This window comes from Paraburkholderia sp. GAS82, assembly GCF_050436285.1.
Lineage (GTDB): Bacteria > Pseudomonadota > Gammaproteobacteria > Burkholderiales > Burkholderiaceae > Paraburkholderia > Paraburkholderia phenazinium_B.
In genome coordinates this window covers 716,082-730,557 of the sequence record NZ_JBNDLX010000001.1, presented here as the reverse complement: position 1 = coordinate 730,557, position 14,476 = coordinate 716,082, and the positions used below count along the sequence as shown (strand labels likewise).

Annotated in this window: 15 protein-coding genes; 6 read left to right on the top strand and 9 right to left on the bottom strand. The window is 63.6% G+C overall.

Translation table 11 applies throughout. From position 1 onward, the window contains the following. Positions 1 to 29: 29 nt before the first annotated feature. From P3T17_RS03230 to tsaB, 4 genes are read right to left on the bottom strand one after another with little or no spacing between them, the layout of a single operon-like run. A complete protein-coding gene (locus tag P3T17_RS03230; RefSeq protein WP_429404668.1) occupies positions 30 to 1,031 on the bottom strand; it encodes a DUF1853 family protein in 1,002 nt (333 codons plus the stop codon). Beyond that, on the bottom strand, positions 1,031 to 2,065 hold the full coding sequence (locus P3T17_RS03225) for a uracil-DNA glycosylase (RefSeq protein WP_429404667.1): 1,035 nt from the start codon (positions 2,063 to 2,065) through the stop codon (positions 1,031 to 1,033). Before P3T17_RS03225 ends, P3T17_RS03230 begins: the two co-directional genes overlap by 1 nt. Further along, a complete protein-coding gene (rimI, locus tag P3T17_RS03220; RefSeq protein WP_074264256.1) occupies positions 2,052 to 2,546 on the bottom strand; it encodes a ribosomal protein S18-alanine N-acetyltransferase in 495 nt (164 codons plus the stop codon). The genes P3T17_RS03225 and rimI overlap by 14 nt, the downstream gene beginning before the upstream one ends. Continuing rightward, the gene (gene tsaB, locus P3T17_RS03215; RefSeq protein WP_429404665.1) at positions 2,543 to 3,394 is read right to left on the bottom strand and encodes a tRNA (adenosine(37)-N6)-threonylcarbamoyltransferase complex dimerization subunit type 1 TsaB; all 852 of its coding nucleotides are present in this window, start codon (positions 3,392 to 3,394) and stop codon (positions 2,543 to 2,545) included. The genes rimI and tsaB overlap by 4 nt, the downstream gene beginning before the upstream one ends. Positions 3,395 to 3,591: 197 nt before the next feature. Here tsaB and P3T17_RS03210 point away from each other — a divergent pair, with 197 nt between their 5' ends. Further along, positions 3,592 to 3,861: an acyl-CoA-binding protein gene (locus P3T17_RS03210; protein ID WP_074264255.1), complete on the top strand. Its 270-nt coding sequence runs from the start codon at positions 3,592 to 3,594 to the stop codon at positions 3,859 to 3,861. 50 nt (positions 3,862 to 3,911) lie between these two features. Here P3T17_RS03210 and P3T17_RS03205 read toward each other — a convergent pair whose 3' ends face one another. After that, complete coding sequence (locus tag P3T17_RS03205) at positions 3,912 to 4,280, bottom strand: hypothetical protein (protein WP_143787492.1); 369 nt, start codon at positions 4,278 to 4,280, stop codon at positions 3,912 to 3,914. Here P3T17_RS03205 and P3T17_RS03200 point away from each other — a divergent pair. Both P3T17_RS03200 and aceA read left to right on the top strand, forming a co-directional pair. Further along, positions 4,279 to 5,904 carry a DEAD/DEAH box helicase gene (locus P3T17_RS03200; protein WP_429404663.1) on the top strand — a complete coding sequence of 542 codons (1,626 nt, stop codon included), beginning with the start codon at positions 4,279 to 4,281 and terminating at the stop codon, positions 5,902 to 5,904. The genes P3T17_RS03205 and P3T17_RS03200 overlap by 2 nt on opposite strands. Before the next feature lie 396 nt (positions 5,905 to 6,300). After that, positions 6,301 to 7,608 carry an isocitrate lyase gene (gene aceA / locus P3T17_RS03195; RefSeq protein WP_074264253.1) on the top strand — a complete coding sequence of 436 codons (1,308 nt, stop codon included), beginning with the start codon at positions 6,301 to 6,303 and terminating at the stop codon, positions 7,606 to 7,608. A gap of 317 nt (positions 7,609 to 7,925) precedes the next feature. Here aceA and P3T17_RS03190 read toward each other — a convergent pair whose 3' ends face one another. Beyond that, a complete protein-coding gene (locus P3T17_RS03190) occupies positions 7,926 to 8,360 on the bottom strand; it encodes a universal stress protein (protein ID WP_074264252.1) in 435 nt (144 codons plus the stop codon). Positions 8,361 to 8,605: 245 nt separating this feature from the next. Continuing rightward, entirely contained in the window at positions 8,606 to 9,508 is a 903-nt protein-coding gene (locus tag P3T17_RS03185) for a LysR family transcriptional regulator (protein ID WP_429404661.1), read from the bottom strand. A 176-nt stretch (positions 9,509 to 9,684) separates the two neighbouring features. Here P3T17_RS03185 and P3T17_RS03180 point away from each other — a divergent pair, with 176 nt between their 5' ends. Continuing rightward, on the top strand, positions 9,685 to 10,521 hold the full coding sequence (locus P3T17_RS03180; RefSeq protein WP_429404659.1) for a (S)-2-haloacid dehalogenase: 837 nt from the start codon (positions 9,685 to 9,687) through the stop codon (positions 10,519 to 10,521). Positions 10,522 to 10,643: 122 nt separating this feature from the next. Next, positions 10,644 to 12,242, top strand: a complete 1,599-nt coding sequence (gene aceB, locus P3T17_RS03175; RefSeq protein WP_429404658.1) for a malate synthase A — start codon at positions 10,644 to 10,646, stop codon at positions 12,240 to 12,242. Between the two features lie 132 nt (positions 12,243 to 12,374). Here aceB and P3T17_RS03170 read toward each other — a convergent pair whose 3' ends face one another. Continuing rightward, positions 12,375 to 12,776 carry a gamma-glutamylcyclotransferase family protein gene (locus P3T17_RS03170; RefSeq protein ID WP_074264248.1) on the bottom strand — a complete coding sequence of 134 codons (402 nt, stop codon included), beginning with the start codon at positions 12,774 to 12,776 and terminating at the stop codon, positions 12,375 to 12,377. A gap of 196 nt (positions 12,777 to 12,972) precedes the next feature. On the opposite strand from P3T17_RS03170, the gene P3T17_RS03165 reads away from it, so the two are divergent. After that, a complete protein-coding gene (locus tag P3T17_RS03165) occupies positions 12,973 to 13,869 on the top strand; it encodes an AraC family transcriptional regulator (RefSeq protein WP_429287126.1) in 897 nt (298 codons plus the stop codon). Positions 13,870 to 13,964: 95 nt separating this feature from the next. Here the strand turns inward: P3T17_RS03165 and P3T17_RS03160 are convergent, their stop codons facing one another. Continuing rightward, positions 13,965 to 14,429: a GNAT family N-acetyltransferase gene (locus P3T17_RS03160; RefSeq protein WP_074264247.1), complete on the bottom strand. Its 465-nt coding sequence runs from the start codon at positions 14,427 to 14,429 to the stop codon at positions 13,965 to 13,967. Positions 14,430 to 14,476 lie beyond the last annotated feature (47 nt).

The following is a 14,476-nucleotide window of genomic DNA, read 5'->3' as shown; positions in this document are numbered from 1 at the left end:
GTGTCGCTGCGAGCGGCACCCGCTGAGGTTCACTGCCGCGCGAATGCCTGCGCTTTCTGCGGCCAGTCGTCCGGCACGATAAAACCACGGGAGCGCTCGACCCAACGGCCCGCGTCGTCGATCCAGAAGGCCGCGACCATGGTCGGGCCGTTTTGATGCGCCACGCGCTCGTTCAGGGCAAGTGCATCGACAAATGCAATACCTTCCGCTTCCGCCGCCCCCGGCTCATGCCTGCGCGGCGCGAGCCACTCTAGCCGCGGCAAAACCCGCCACGCCTGCGCATGGCCGGCCGCGAAAGCCGGCCAGTCCGTGCGCGTCGTCCACCAGCCTCGTGCATGGGCCGGATCGATTTCCGCGGGCTCGCCGGCCGGCTCGTCCCGTTCATGCCGTTGCCATTGCCCTAGCGGGTAGAACAGCCAGCCCTTGATAAACATCTGCGGTTCCCACGGACCCACGTGCCCCAGTGAGGCGAACTCGACGCGCGCGCTGAGCGGCAACTGATGATCGAGCAGGTGGCTCAGTTTCAGATCGAAGCGGTCCTGCAGATTCGGGCCGACATAGTCCGCCAGTTGCGCGCGCGAGTCTCCCGCGTGCAGATAACACTTGACGGCCAGTTCCCAGTGCAGACGCCGACCCGCTTGCGTCTGCACCAGAAAGTCACATTCACCTAAGGTCAGACCCGCGCGCCGCAGAGGTACGTTCGCCGCGATGAGACGCGCGGTGGGGCCATGCTGCAGGAACCATGCGAGCAGACACTCCGCGTAACGGCCAAGACGGGTGAGGCGGGCCGCTGCGATGTCGCGTTGCAACCCGGTCGGATCGGCATCGAGCGCGTGCAACCAGGCGATTGTGGCAGCGAGCTCGTCGGAGGTTTCGAAGGCGCTGGCGAGCATCCCCACTGGTGGTTGCTCGCGCAACAGATCCGCGCTGAACAGTAGCCAGGCGAGATCGCGCACTACCGGCTGGCACAGCGCATCCCATTGCGCCGCAGGCACAGCGGCCGGAAGCGCGGCCGGCCGGATCGCGTTCATCAGTCGGCCGTTGTTCCGGCAGTCGTTTCGGCCGCCTTGAGCCACGTGTCGCGGGCGAGACAAAGATCCGCCCACGCCTTCGACTTGTCGGCCAGGCTGCGCAGCAGATAGGCCGGGTGATAGCTCACGATGACCGGCACGCCCTCATAGGTATGCACGCGGCCGCGCAGCGACGAAATACTCGCATCGGTCTTCAGAAGACTCTGTGCTGCGAAACGGCCGAGCGCAACGATCAGCTTCGGCTTGACGAGCGCGACCTGACGCTGCAGATACGGCTCGCAACGCATGACCTCGTCTGGCTCGGGATTGCGGTTGCCGGGCGGCCGGCATTTGATCACGTTGGCGATGTAGACGTTGGTGTCACGCGCGAGCGTCAGCGAACGCAGCATGTTGTCGAGCAGCTTGCCGGCCTGGCCAACGAACGGCTCGCCCTGACGATCCTCGTTTTCGCCTGGCGCTTCGCCGATCAGCATCCAGTCGGCGTTGCGATCGCCGACGCCAAATACCGTGTTGGTGCGCTTCTCGCACAAGCGGCATTGCTGGCAGCCAGCCACGCGTTCGGCGAGCGCATCCCAGTCGAGGGAGTCGACCGACGACGGCTTCGCGCGCGCCTCGGCGGGTACCAGGGGCGCCCCGGACGGCGGCTGGGTCGGCAGGTCGTCGAACCAGGCGAAATCGTCGTCAGGCGGGGCGGACGATGAGGCAGCGCCGGAGCGGGCGGTATCTACAGTCTGTTCGGGACGCGCAGCGGGTGCACGCGGCGTCGTGGCGGACGTGCCGCGTTCGGGCGCTCGCGGCGGCAGGTCGTCCTGGCGCACCGAAGAACGCGGATCAGCTTCGACACGCTCGGCAGGCACGGTCTCCTGTCTGAGGCTTTGCGGCACACGACTGACGCCTGCAGCAGGCGCTGCAACTGCAGTTTCAGGTGCCGCGGCCGCTGGCGCAGCCTCGCCGTCACTCGCCTGCCCCATTCCGCGACGCACCCACATCGGTGCAAGGCCGAACTCTTCCAAAGCGGATTCATGCAGCGCCATCTGCGCCCTCCCTGACAAAAGAAAAACGCATCACGATGGCATCCTCCCGGCTGCGATGCCGCGCCGGATAATAGTTCTTGCGACGGCCGATCGAAGCGAAGCCGAAGCGTTCATAGAGCCGGATAGCCCGGTGGTTCGAAGGCCGGACTTCGAGCAGCAGCCCGTCAAGTTTTTCGTTGCGCGTGATACGCACCGCTTCGCGCAGCAGCGACAGGCCCGCGCCCACACCTTGCGCGGCGGGCGCCACGCACAGATTCAGCAGATGCATCTCGTCGACCACCGGCATCAGCACGCAGTAGCCGATCAGGCTACCCGTGACATGACGTAGGCACACGCCGAAATAGCCGTTGCGCAGCGAATCTTCAAAATTGCCGCGGCTCCATGGAAATTCGTACGCCGCTTTTTCGATGATAGCGACCTCGTCGAGATCGCCTTCGGTCATTGGCGACATGTAGCGGTCCGCCAGCAACACGCCGCTCATCGTCCGCCCTCGCCTTGCGATGTTGGGTGCGACGATGCCTGGTTCGCTGATTGATTCGCTACCTGAGGCGCCACATGTTTCGCAGCCTGTTCCGCCTTTGCCGCTTTCTCAGCCTTATCCGCCATCCGTTCTGCCGTAGTCTGCGCAACCTTGTTTCGCACATACTCGGGCGCGGCAAGCTCTGCCGGAACCGTACGGCCTGCGCGTAGCGCACGCAGCGCCGCAAACGCGAGCGGCAACGCATGCGGGAGCGCGTCACCGTCGATCACCTGCGCCACCGTTGTGGCCACAAGGCGCGCGCCGAACGCTGCAGCAGCGTTACCCGCCAGCGTAAACGGCTCATCGGGCAAGCTCAGGCGGTCCGGCGCATCAAGTGACGCCGGCTGGACGGTGCGCCATTCGCCTTGTGCGTCATCCCATGCGTAATCGGCCCAATACACCTCGTCCATGCGGGCGTCGAGCGCCGCCAGCACCCGCTTGACGGACGGATCGCGCAAACGCGCGCTCTCGGCGCAGGCGAGCAGCGTACCGATTGGCACCACCGGGCAATTCAGGCCGAAAGCGAGCCCCTGGGCAACACCGGTCGCAGTCCGCAGGCCCGTGAACGATCCAGGCCCCGCCCCGAAGGCAATCGCGTCGCAATCAGCGAGCTTGAGGCCGGCTTCGTCGAACAGTTCGCGGATTGCGGGCAACAGGCGCGTGCTGGACACCGCACCGGTCGCCTCATGACGCACCCACGTGCGCGGTTCGGAGGCGGAGGCGCCCGCCGCGTCGACGGCGGCGGACAGAAGCGCGACCGAGCAGAATTCGGTCGACGTATCGAGGGCAAGCAGCACAGTTCGGGTCATGACCGCTATTGTAATGCGACGTCCCCAGTTGCCGGACAGGCAGCGTGCACGCAGCCGCGCAGAACGGCGCATAGGCTTGCGCGAAGCGCCCCGCTCGCCACGCCGTTTGGAGTAATCGTTCGAGCTTCGTTCGATGCACCGGGCGAGGTCGCTTGTTATGATCGTCGGCCCATCTTGAATTTGCCACGGAGAAACACATGAGCGACGTCGACGCGCAATTCGCGAAAGCCCACGAAGAAGTGCAACAACTGCCGGAACGTCCGGGCAACCTGACGCTGCTGCGCCTGTACGCGCTCTACAAGCAGGCCACCAAGGGCGATGTGCAGGGCGACAAGCCGGGCTTCACCGATATCGTCGGCAAATACAAGTACGACGCATGGGCCGCGCTGAAAGGCACGGCACAGGACACCGCCAAGCAGCAGTACGTCGAACTGGTCGAATCGCTGAAAAGCGGCGCCTCGGCCTGAGAGCGGTCGCCAGTTTAGGTAGAACCGCCGCTTTCCTTCACGGAAATGTCTTAAACATGTGGCGCAGTGCAGCAAAAGCCGTTACAATCCTGCCTGCGCTTCACTGCTTTGCCCGGCTTTCTCCAGCGGCCTTTGCGGCGCAGCGCCTCGTAGCGTTTTGCTCCAATCCAGTTTAGAACCTGTCCCCTCCTGCCTAGCCCCCTACGGGCGATCATGTACCAGGCTGGCGGCACGCCGTGTTGGCATGTCGCAACCGATACAGCTTCTAACGAAAAGCTCGCCTTCATTGTCGCGAGCTGCCCCCGTTTTTCGATTTGCTCGCTGCTTCTTTGCTCGCTGAATCCGACGACTTGGGTATGCCGATTGGCGCCGACGTATTTATTCCGTGCATCACCCAGGATCGTTTCAAGGATTCTCATGACTTCGAGCAATACCCCCAGCAGCCCGTTGAACGCCATCGCCGACCAAGCCCTCGGTCTCGCCGCCAGTGACGCAGCACCCGCACAAGCCGCAGCCGTTGCTGCAGCGCCGGAAGCCGTCGCAGCCGAAACCGCAGCACCGGCCGGCCCGTCGTTCGCGTCGCTCGGTCTGTCCCCGGACGTCGTCTCCGCACTGACCGCCGCTGGCTACCAAAACCCGACCCCGGTTCAGCAACGCGCGATCCCCGCTGGCATCGCCGGCCGCGATCTGATGGTCTCGAGCCCGACCGGCTCGGGCAAGACCGCCGCGTTCATGCTGCCCGCCATCGAGCGTTTCTCGCAACTGCAAAAGGCGCAAGCCAGCCAGCCGCGTGAACCGCGTCCCGCTGACGGCGCCCGCACGCGCCGCCCGCAGCCGGTTGCCCGTCCGACCATGCTCGTTCTGACGCCGACCCGCGAACTCGCAATGCAGGTCACCACCGCCGCTGCCACGTATGGCAAGCACCTGAAGCGCCTGCGCACCGTCAGCATTCTCGGTGGCGTCGCTTATGGCCAGCAGCTGATGCTGCTTGCGAAGAACCCGGAAATTCTGGTTGCTACGCCGGGCCGTCTGATCGACCACCTGGAACGCGGCCGTATCGATCTGTCGCAACTGCAGATCCTCGTGCTCGACGAAGCTGACCGCATGCTCGACATGGGCTTCATCGAAGACATCGAAACGATCGTTGCCGCTACGCCGGCTTCGCGCCAGACCATGCTGTTCTCGGCCACGCTCGACGGCAAGATCACTTCGCTGACCGGCCGTCTGCTGAAGGACCCGGAGCGTATCGAGATCGTCCAGCGTATGGAGCAGCGCACCAACATCGCGCAAACCGTTCACTACGTCGACGACCGCGATCACAAGGACCGTCTGCTCGACCATCTGCTGCGCGACTCCGGCCTCGACCAGGCTATCGTTTTCACGGCAACCAAGATGGACGCCGATCAACTGGCTGGCCGTCTTGCCGACGCTGGCTTCGAATCGGCTGCACTGCACGGCGATCTGCCGCAAGGCGCACGTAACCGCACGATCAAAGCCCTGCGCGAGCGTCGTGTGCGCGTGCTGGTCGCAACTGACGTCGCAGCTCGCGGTATCGACATCCCCGGCATCACGCACGTGTTCAACTACGACCTGCCGAAGTTTGCTGAAGACTACGTGCACCGTATCGGCCGTACCGGCCGTGCTGGCCGCTCGGGTATCGCCGTGAGCCTCGTGCATCACGCGGAACAAGGCGCGTTGAAGCGCATCGAGCGTTTCGTGCGTACGCCGCTGGCGGTCAACGTCGTCGAAGGCTTCGAGCCGCGCAAGTCGGCTCCGTCGGGCAATGGCCGTCCTGGCTTTGGCGGCCGTGGCCGTCCGGGCGGTGGCAACGGCGGTGGCCGTCGCTTCGGCAGCGGCAGCGGTGCTGGCAAGCCGGCCGGTAATGGCGGCGGCGCCCGCACCGGCAACGGTGGCGGCAATGGCGGCGGCTGGGCCGGCAAATCGGCCGGCGGCGGTTCGCGCGAAGGCTTCGGCGGTTCGCGCGACGGTGGCTACGGCGCACGCCGCAGCGACGGTCCGCGTACGGCGCGCCGTGGTAGCTGAATAAGTAGTTAAATGGGCGATGGACGGCCATGCGCCGCCCTCAACCCAGACGAAACCGGTGCTCGTGCACCGGTTTTTTTTCGTCCGGATTTTGGTCGCACACAAAATTTCACGATGTGGAAAATTTTTTTGCCTCGTAAAAAATCGTGCTGCGTGGCACAACGAGACTATTGCAGCAGGGAAAATCACGTTTCTCAATGCGAAACAAATTTAATAAGTAATTGATTTTAAACAATTAAAAATCTCACAGAACATGTGACGTGTATCTATTGCGCGCACTTCGATTTGCCTAGACTCTTATACAAGACTTCCCGAAACGAAACGCCTTCGCGGCACGGCGCTTCGAGAAGAAAGAGTTCACCGATCCACTATCCAGGCAATCCAAGGAGCAAAACCATGACGTCACGCCAACAGCAAGCACAGCAACTCCAGCAGCAATGGGAAACCGATCCGCGCTGGAAGGGCATCAAACGCACCTATAGCGCAGATGACGTGGTGCGCCTGCGTGGCTCGGTGCCGGTTGAGCACACGCTCGCCAGACGTGGCGCGGAAAAACTGTGGGAAAGCGTCAACAACGAGCCGTTCGTGAACTCGCTCGGCGCCCTGACCGGCAACCAGGCCATGCAGCAGGTGAAGGCCGGCCTCAAGGCGATCTATCTGTCGGGCTGGCAGGTGGCGGGCGATGCCAACGTCGCCGGCGAAATGTACCCGGACCAGTCGCTGTATCCGGCCAACTCGGTGCCGCTCGTGGTCAAGCGCATCAACAACACGCTGACGCGCGCCGACCAGATCCAGTGGTCCGAAGGCAAGAACCCCGGCGACGAAGGCTATGTCGACTTCTTCGCGCCGATCGTGGCCGACGCTGAAGCCGGTTTCGGCGGCGTGCTGAACGCGTTCGAACTGATGAAGGCCATGATCGAAGCGGGCGCTGCTGGCGTGCACTTCGAAGACCAGCTCGCCTCGGTGAAGAAGTGCGGCCACATGGGCGGCAAGGTGCTCGTGCCGACCCGCGAAAACATCGCCAAGCTGACCGCGGCGCGTCTGGCCGCGGACGTCTCCGGCACGCCGACCGTCCTGCTCGCCCGCACCGACGCGGAAGCCGCCGACCTGGTCACCTCGGACATCGACGACAACGACAAGCCGTTCCTGACCGGCGAGCGCACCGTCGAAGGCTTCTACCGCACGCGCCCGGGCATCGAACAGGCCATCTCGCGCGGCCTCGCATACGCGCCGTACGCCGACATGATCTGGTGCGAAACCGGCAAGCCTGACCTCGCATTCGCGAAAAAATTCGCCGAGGCGATCCACAAGGAATTCCCGGGCAAGATGCTCGCGTACAACTGCTCGCCGTCGTTCAACTGGAAGAAGAACCTCGATGACGCGACGATCGCGAGGTTCCAGAAGGAACTCGGTGCGATGGGCTACAAGTTCCAGTTCATCACGCTGGCTGGCTTCCACGCGCTCAACTACTCGATGTTCAATCTCGCGCACGGTTATGCCCGCAACCAGATGACCGCGTTCGTCGAAATGCAGCAGGCGGAATTCGCAGCGGCCGAAAAGGGCTTCACCGCGGTCAAGCACCAGCGCGAAGTGGGCACGGGCTACTTCGACGCCGTGACGCAAACGGTCGAACGCGAGGCCTCGACGACTGCGCTGCATGGCTCGACGGAAGACGAACAGTTTTTCGACAAGAAGGTGGCGTAAGGCGTTGGTCGGCACAAACCATGGTTCAAACCAGGTCTGTGCCGGCTAACAACTTGAAACGGGGGCTTGAAAGTAAAAGCCCAGGCGAATCGACAGGCAGGCAGACAGACCGAAAAGTGGTCCCGCCAGAGGACCGCAATCAGGGAGGAGACAGTCAAGCCGGAGAAGGCCTGCAAGCGAGACCCACAAGGTCTCCAGACGGGCCCGGGCGGACCGCGGAATCTGAGAGAAAAGTAGATGGCACAGCTAACTATGATATGCCGCAGGCAGCGCGCCGGCTTCATCCCGCCGGCGCGTTTTTTCCAGGCCGCGTTCATTTACCGATACACGATCACCGGAATCTTCGTGTGCGTGAGCACCCGCTGCGTCTCGCTGCCGATCAACAGGCTGCCGAGTCCGCGGCGTCCATGCGAGGCCATGAAGATCACGTCGCAACCACCCTTTTCGGCCGCCTCGATGATGCCGAGATACGGCGCCGGATGCACGCTGGTGAGGCTTCTGACGATCACCCCAACGTTGCGCCCAGCCCACTCGACCTCCCGCAGATGCACGCGCGCTTCGCGCTCGCTGCGCTCCAGGAAATCGCCGGGCGGCTCGATCACCACTTCGGAGAACGGCGAGTAGGGATATTGCGGCAAGCAGGCATACGCGGTGACATCCGCGCCGATCGCCTGAGCAAGATCGATTGCGCCTTCGATCGCTTTTCGTGACAAGTCTGAACCATCCGTCGGAACCAGGATGTGTCTGAACATGGTGCCTCCGTCGTCGACTGCGGCTGGACCTGCAAAGCGGCGGCAATGTATTGCATCGCATCGGCCACCGCCAAGCAGGTCTTCAGGACAGCGAAAGCCGGGCCGAACCCGAACCTTACGAAACGGAAAACGCGCCGCCCCAATCGATTGTAGTGCGCCTGAGTCGACACGACGCCCGCTTGCGGGTCTGTCCGCATATCGGAAACCCGCGCGGGGCTTCGATCCGGTCTATGGCGGCCCCGCCCTCACCCCCAATAACCGGGATGACCGTAGGTATGTTTAAGAAAGTCCAGGAACAGCCGCACCCGCAACGGCAGATGGCGGCGCTGCGGAAAAACGGCGTGAATACCGATGGGCGGTGCGGCGAACTCATCGAGTACGCTGACGAGCCGTCCGGCCGCGATATCGGTGCCCACTTCCCACCACGAACGCCACGCCAGCCCATAACCCTCGAGACACCACTCGTGCAGCACCGCGCCGTCGGAGCATTCCATCGTGCCGGACACCTTGATCGAGACGACCTTGTCGCCCTGCTGGAACACCCAGCCGCGCTGCTGGTTGGCGCTGGCGCCGAGTGCAAGACAGTTGTGATGGACCAGGTCGGCGAGGCTTTGCGGCGCGCCGCAGCGTGTCAGATAGGCCGGCGACGCCACGCAGACTCGGCGGTTTTCACCGAGCCGCAGCGACACCAGCGACGAATCCGGCAATTCCCCCAGCCGCACTGCGCAATCGAAGCCCTCGTTGACCAGGTCCACCAGCCGGTCGGACAGATCGAGTGTGATCGAGACGTCGGGATGTGCCACGGTAAATGCCGGCACCAGCGGCGCGACATGGCGCCGCCCGAAACCGGCCGGCGCCGATACGCGCAGGTGGCCACTCGCCTTCACGCCGCCCGCCGAGACGCTCGCCTCGGCGTTCTGCATATCGTTGATGACTCGCTGGCAGTCTTCGAGGAACGCCGAGCCCTCGAAGGTCAGCGTGATCTTGCGCGTGGTGCGCACCAGCAGTTTCACGCCCAGCCGCTCTTCGAGCGCATCGATGCGGCGGCCGATGATGGCAGGCGCTACGCCTTCGGCCTGCGCCGCCGCCGACAGGCTACCCTTGGCCGCGACGGTGACAAAAGTCTCGATCTGCTTGAAACGGTCCATGAAGTCGCTGAAGCGGGACGCCGGATGCGGGCAAGAGCCCCGGCGTCCGCACCGAAAGTAGGAACGGGATCCAGATTAGGTGGGTGAAAGTAAAAGATCAAGTGATGTTTAGCCTCTTTTTAAGCGTGAAGTATCACTAATACAATCAGTTTGACCTCGAATTGGAGCGCACGGCAATGTCGGCCACAACGACACTCTCCCCTAAAGCAGTCATTTTCGACGCCTACGGCACGCTGTTCGACGTGCATTCGGTCGTCGCTGCGGCGGAGCAAATGTTCCCCGGCCACGGCGATGCGCTCTCGCAGCTATGGCGGCAGAAGCAGATCGAATACAGCCAGTTGCGCACGCTTGCCGATCCCACCGGCGCACGCTATCAACCGTTCTGGAACATCACGCGCGATGCTCTGCGCTTCGCCGCGCACAAGCTCGGCCTCACGCTCAATCGCTCGGCGGAAAAGCGTCTGATGGATGAATACGCGTGCCTGTCGGCGTTCCCGGATGCAGTGCCCGCGCTGCGCCGGTTGCGTGAGCCGCGCGAGCGGCATGCCGAAGCGGCAAAGGCGCCACAAGCAGTTGCAGACGTTCAAGGCACTCTGGGCGCGCAATCTCAGTCAGCCGCGCTCGGCCTGGCCATTCTGTCCAACGGCAATCCGCAAATGCTCGACATCGCCGTCAAGAGCGCCGGCATGAGCGGACTGTTCGATCACGTCCTTTCAGTCGACACGGTCCGCGCCTACAAGCCAGCACCCGCCGCCTACACACTCGGCACGCAGGCATTCGGCGTCGAGCCGGACGAGATCGTGTTCGTCTCGTCGAACGGCTGGGACGCGGCCGGCGCGAACTGGTTCGGCTACACCACGTTCTGGCTCAACCGGCAAGGCGTCCCCGCTGAAGAGCTAGGCGTCACGCCCCATGGCACGGGCGGGAGCATGAACGATCTGCTCGCTTTTTTGCACACCCTCACAGCACCCGACGAGAGCCGCAGCCGCACGCGCCACAGCCCTGGCGCATGACGGCAACCGCAACCGTACCGGATGCCTGCAACGCAGTTCCACCCAACCTCGCGCATCTCAATCGCTGTTTAACCGCATTTGAAAATTTGCAGCTTTGCAATCTGACCGACCAAGGAGAAAACATGGCGAATCCGCTTTCATCGCAGTTGCCGCAGGGCATGGAAATTACCGGCGAGATCAAGCCCGGCTATGAAGCGATCCTCACCCGCGACGCGCTCGAACTCGTCGCCGCGCTGCATCGCACGTTCGAGCCGCGTCGCCAGGCGCTGCTGAAAGCTCGCGTCGAACGCACCAAACGGCTCGATGCCGGCGAGCGTCCGGACTTCCTCGCCGAAACGAAGAGCATCCGCGAAGGCGACTGGAAGATCGCGCCGCTGCCGCAAGACCTGCAATGCCGCCGCGTGGAAATCACCGGGCCGGTCGAGCGCAAGATGATCATCAACGCGCTGAATTCCGGCGCGGATTCGTACATGACCGACTTCGAAGATTCGAACGCACCGAGCTGGGACAACCAGATCACCGGCCACATCAATCTGAAGGACGCCGTGCGCCGGACCATCTCGCTCGAACAGAACGGCAAGTCGTACAGGCTCAACGACAAGGTTGCGACGCTGATCGTGCGTCCGCGCGGCTGGCACCTCGACGAGAAGCATGTGAAGGTCGACGGTCAGCGCGTCTCGGGCGGCATTTTCGATTTCGCACTGTTCCTGTTCCACAACGCGAAGGAACTGGTCGCACGCGGCTCAGGGCCTTACTTCTATCTGCCGAAGATGGAGAGCCATCTCGAAGCGCGTCTGTGGAACGAGATCTTCGTTGCCGCACAGGAAGCGGTCGGCGTGCCGCGCGGCACGATCCGCGCAACGGTGCTGATCGAAACGATCCTCGCCGCGTTCGAAATGGACGAGATCCTGTACGAACTGCGCGAGCACAGCTCGGGGCTGAACGCCGGCCGTTGGGACTACATATTTTCAGCCATCAAGAAGTTCAAGAGCGACCGCGATTTCTGCCTCGCCGACCGCTCGCAGATCACCATGACGTCGCCGTTCATGCGTGCTTATGCGCTGTTGTTGCTGAAGACGTGCCATCGTCGCAATGCGCCGGCCATCGGCGGCATGAGCGCGCTGATTCCGATCAAGAACGATCCGGCCGCAAACGACAAGGCTATGGGCGGTGTGCGCTCGGACAAGGCGCGCGATGCCGGCGACGGTTACGACGGCGGCTGGGTCGCGCACCCGGGTCTCGTGCCGATCGCGATGGAAGAGTTCGTCAAGGTATTGGGCGACCAGCCGAACCAGATCGGCAAGCAACGCACCGATGTCGAAGTAAGCGCCAGGGATCTGACCGACTTCCGTCCGGAAGCGCCGATCACCGAAGCGGGTCTGCGCAACAACATCAACGTGGGGATTCACTACCTCGGCTCGTGGCTCGCGGGCAATGGCTGCGTGCCGATCCACAACCTGATGGAAGACGCCGCTACCGCGGAAATTTCGCGCTCGCAGGTGTGGCAATGGATTCGCTCGCCGAAGGGCGCGCTCGACGACGGCCGCAAGGTCACCGCAGAACTGGTGCGCGAACTGTCGAAGCAGGAACTCGGGAAGGTGAAGCAGGCGGTGGGCGGCGATACGCAACCGTATGACCGCGCGGCGGAAATCTTTGAGGAGATGTCGACCTCGGAGCAGTTCACCGACTTCCTGACGCTGCCGCTGTACGAAGAGATCTGAAGTACGTTTCCATGCCGCGCTGCTGCCCAATGCAGCAGCGCGGTTCGCAAGGCTGACCGACCGGACGGCCCAGCAGGCTCAGGCTTGCCGGGCCGTTTTTTTATGGCGGCGAGTGCGACTCGTGCGAGCGTTCTAACGCGAGCGGCGATACGCAACCCAGTCGCCCGAACGAATCTCGGGCAAGCCCTCCACCGCTCGTTCCGTGACCGGGTAGAAGCGGCAGGCAAGCGGTACGCCGTCCACGTCGACCGTCACCTCACGGGCCAGAAACAGGCCTTCGACACCCGGATAAATCTCCTCGATTTCATCGAGCACGGCGACCAGATCCGGATCGATTTCATAGACATCGCCATGCACGGGCGAACCCGCCTCGCTGGGCACGAGCCCGGGGTAGGCGCCGAAGTCGAACAGACGGCCGCGCACCGTGGCCGTACCGAGCAGCGTGGGCTCAGCAATGTCGTGCCGGGCAGCGGCCTGGCTGATGTCGTTGATCTCGCCGGCCCGCAAGGTGCCGTACACGAAAACCTTCTGCATCGTAGGGAATCCTCTCGCTTGAATTAAGCCGGGGCCACTGATGCCTCTTCTCGCCCGGCGAAACGGATCGGATGCATTATGCCTGCGCCATCATCGCCAGCGGTCCGCGAAAAAATCACCGCTTAAGAGTCTTGCCGCGCAACGCCCTACAATGGGAGCCAACAAACCGTTCCGGGTTCCGCCCGGTGTCGCCGTCATGAATGCATCAGACGCTCTCCCGCTTTCGACTCAGGTCGAGTTCTCCGATATTCCGCCGGAGTTCGCGCCAACCCGTACCCATCCGATCCGCGTGCGCTCACGGCCCATGGCGGCCGGCGTGCACATCGCCCGTCACACCCATGCCTGGGCCCAGGTTGCGTATGCATCGCGCGGCGTGCTGCGCGTCGGCACGCAGGGCACCACGTGGATGGTGCCGCCGTCGCGCGCGATCTGGATGCCGCCGCACGTGACGCATGAGGTGGTCATCGTCGAGGAGGCGTTCTTGCGGACGCTGTATATCGACGAACACGCGGCGCCGCCGGGACTCGACGCATGCCGCGTCGTCGAAGTATCGAATCTGTTGCGCGAAGTCATCGCCGCGCTCGATGAACCCGGCCTCTCGGCGACCCGCGAACAGGTGCTCGGAGCGCTGGCGCTCGACGAGCTGACCCGCTCCGAGCCGCTGCCGCTGTCTGTGCCGATGCCCAACGAAAAGCGCCTGCGCGCGCTGTGCGAAGCGGTGATTGCCAACCCCGCCAATACGGATTCGCTCGAACAGTGGGCCGCGAGTGTCGGCGCGAGTACCCGCACGATTGCGCGGCTGTTCCGTCAGGAGCTGGGCGTCAGCTTTTCGCAGTGGCGTCAGCAGGCGCTGCTCGCCCGCGCGATTCCGCTGTTGAGCCAAGGCAGGCCACTTGCGCACGTCGCGCAGGAGCTGGGTTATCAGAGCCAGAGCGCGTTTTCGGCGATGTTCCGGCGCGCGTTCGGCAGGAGTCCACGCGCGTTCATGGAGCGGGGTGCGGAACGCGTCGAGAGCGAGCGCGGTGCAGAAGCCAGTGAGGATGACTTGCCGGATGGCGCGCAGATGGCGGATGCGCCGGAGTTCGACCGTTGACTGGCGCTGAATAAACGACTTGCTACAGAAACCAGGCAAGCGGGACTTTGAGCGGTACCCCAACCGGCGCGAGCGGCAACGCCGCCCGCTACACGCTAAACGCGCCTCGCCAGGTGGCGAATCGCGCCCAGTTGCGCCAGGCGCGGCCCGGCAAGCTTGTAACCCATGCGCAGATAAAGCCGCGCAGCGGGATTGTCGACGAACACTCGCAGTTGCAGCTCGCGCAAACCTCGCTCACGCGCCCATTGATGCGAGATCTCCAGCATATAGGTGCCCGCGCCTCGGCGCCGGTAGCCATCGGCGATCTGCACGTCACGGATATGCAGCGAGTCGCCCTCCTCCGTGATACGCAGCACGCCGGCTGCGTGACCGTCCATTTCGAGAATGTAGTTTTCCGACTCGCGCCAGCTTCCAAGAAACAGATCGCTGCGCCAGACGAGGTGGTGCCGTTTGTAGTAGCCGCCCATGTTGTTGCGCGTCAGCGCTTCGGCGAACGCGAAGTCGTCCATGCTGGCCTTGCGCAACTGGAACGGCGACGGAGCTTCGGTAGGGACGAACATGACGCGGCGGGCAAATGATGATCCGCACAAAGGTAAAACACGCCGCG

Coding starts and splice junctions, on each gene's coding strand:
- P3T17_RS03230 (WP_429404668.1), bottom strand. CDS start 1,031: ATGAACGCGATCCGGCCGGCCGCGCTTCCGGCCGCTGTGCCTGCGGCG.
- P3T17_RS03225 (WP_429404667.1), bottom strand. CDS start 2,065: ATGGCGCTGCATGAATCCGCTTTGGAAGAGTTCGGCCTTGCACCGATG.
- rimI (WP_074264256.1), bottom strand. CDS start 2,546: ATGAGCGGCGTGTTGCTGGCGGACCGCTACATGTCGCCAATGACCGAA.
- tsaB (WP_429404665.1), bottom strand. CDS start 3,394: ATGACCCGAACTGTGCTGCTTGCCCTCGATACGTCGACCGAATTCTGC.
- P3T17_RS03210 (WP_074264255.1), top strand. CDS start 3,592: ATGAGCGACGTCGACGCGCAATTCGCGAAAGCCCACGAAGAAGTGCAA.
- P3T17_RS03200 (WP_429404663.1), top strand. CDS start 4,279: ATGACTTCGAGCAATACCCCCAGCAGCCCGTTGAACGCCATCGCCGAC.
- P3T17_RS03205 (WP_143787492.1), bottom strand. CDS start 4,280: ATGAGAATCCTTGAAACGATCCTGGGTGATGCACGGAATAAATACGTC.
- aceA (WP_074264253.1), top strand. CDS start 6,301: ATGACGTCACGCCAACAGCAAGCACAGCAACTCCAGCAGCAATGGGAA.
- P3T17_RS03190 (WP_074264252.1), bottom strand. CDS start 8,360: ATGTTCAGACACATCCTGGTTCCGACGGATGGTTCAGACTTGTCACGA.
- P3T17_RS03185 (WP_429404661.1), bottom strand. CDS start 9,508: ATGGACCGTTTCAAGCAGATCGAGACTTTTGTCACCGTCGCGGCCAAG.
- P3T17_RS03180 (WP_429404659.1), top strand. CDS start 9,685: ATGTCGGCCACAACGACACTCTCCCCTAAAGCAGTCATTTTCGACGCC.
- aceB (WP_429404658.1), top strand. CDS start 10,644: ATGGCGAATCCGCTTTCATCGCAGTTGCCGCAGGGCATGGAAATTACC.
- P3T17_RS03170 (WP_074264248.1), bottom strand. CDS start 12,776: ATGCAGAAGGTTTTCGTGTACGGCACCTTGCGGGCCGGCGAGATCAAC.
- P3T17_RS03165 (WP_429287126.1), top strand. CDS start 12,973: ATGAATGCATCAGACGCTCTCCCGCTTTCGACTCAGGTCGAGTTCTCC.
- P3T17_RS03160 (WP_074264247.1), bottom strand. CDS start 14,429: ATGTTCGTCCCTACCGAAGCTCCGTCGCCGTTCCAGTTGCGCAAGGCC.